We start from the raw sequence: 1304 nt of genomic DNA, 5'->3' as shown, positions 1-1304 counted from the left end.
GTGACCGGCGGGCTGTGTGACCGGCGGGCTGTGTGACCGGCGGGCTGTGTGACCGGCGGGCTGTGTGACCGGCGGGCGGTCGGCGAACGAGGACTTCGGCGAACGAGGACTTCGACGACGCGGGCGCCTGATCAGCCGGCCGTGACGGGCAGGCGAGGGGTGACAGCGTCCCGGGTCATCGCCTCAGGTACCTCTGCCTCCATGGCTGATGGGCGGGTGGACATGGCGAGCCAGACGCGCAGGGTCGCTATCCACATCGCGGTGGCGCCGGCCAGGTGGACGACGACCAGGCCCGCGGGGATGCCGAGGAAGTACTGGGTGAAGCCGACGGCGGCCTGGGCGACGATCGTCGCGAGCAGGACGTCGGCCCAGCGGACCGCCTCCCGGGAGGCCTTCGCGACCCGGACCGCGAAGACCATCGCCAGGGCGAGGCCGGTGACCAGCATCGCGCCGTCCGCGTGCAGCTGAGAGACGGTGACGATGTCGAAGCCGAACCGCTTCGCCTTCTCGTCGTCGCCGCTGTGCGGCCCGGTGCCGGTGACGACCGTGCCGAGGACGAGCACCGCCGCGCCGACCACGACGAGCACCCGCGACAGCCAGAGCAGCTCGCGCCGGACCGAGACGGTGACCGGGCCCGGGCCCTGCCGAGACCGCCGGTAGAGAGCCACGCCGTCGACGAGCAGCAGCATCGACAGCAGGAAGTGCGCGGCGACGGTCGCCGGGTGCAGGTCGGTGAGCACGGTGATGCCGCCGAGCACGGCCTGGCCGACGAAGCCGGCCCACAGGCCGAACGAGAGCCAGACGAGGTCGCGCCGCTGTCGCCGGTCGGGCAGCCGTAGCGCCGCCAGCGGCGTGACGAGCATGAACACGCCCATCACGATGCTGATCATGCGGTTGCCGAACTCGACGGCGCCGTGCAGCGCGTACTCGGTGTGCGGCACCCAGCGCCCGTCGCCGCACTGCGGCCAGGTCGGGCAGCCAAGCCCGGAGCCGGTCACCCGGACGGCGCCGCCGGTGACCACGATCAGGCCGAGGAAGACCAGGCTGATCAGTGTCAGGACGCGGAACACCCGCGGGCTCACCGTCGGCAGCCGATCCAGGAACGACGGCGTGGCCTGCCCGGCCCGGGCGGTCTTCGACTGAGACGACACCTGAGCCTCCGGCCGTGCGTCGGGGGATCCACCGCTACTTCGACGGTCTGTAGAAGACGACATCGCGGCCATTGTATTCTGGTTCGCTCCGTCCGGGCGCGGCGCTCCGGCCCCTTGCTCGCTTCGCTCCCAAGGGACCTCCGCGCCGCGTCC

At 72.2% G+C, this 1304-nt stretch carries 1 protein-coding gene; it reads right to left on the bottom strand.

Translation table 11 applies throughout. The features are described from left to right. Positions 1-131 precede the first annotated feature (131 nt). Complete coding sequence (locus I6A81_RS27600) at positions 132-1151, bottom strand: COX15/CtaA family protein (protein WP_407661391.1); 1020 nt, start codon at positions 1149-1151, stop codon at positions 132-134. Positions 1152-1304: the final 153 nt, after the last annotated feature.

It is taken from the genome of Frankia nepalensis, from assembly GCF_016786325.1.
GTDB lineage: Bacteria > Actinomycetota > Actinomycetes > Frankiales > Frankiaceae > Pseudofrankia > Pseudofrankia nepalensis.
The sequence above is the reverse complement of the archived record's forward strand: the minus strand, read 5'-3'. Positions and strand labels throughout refer to the sequence as shown.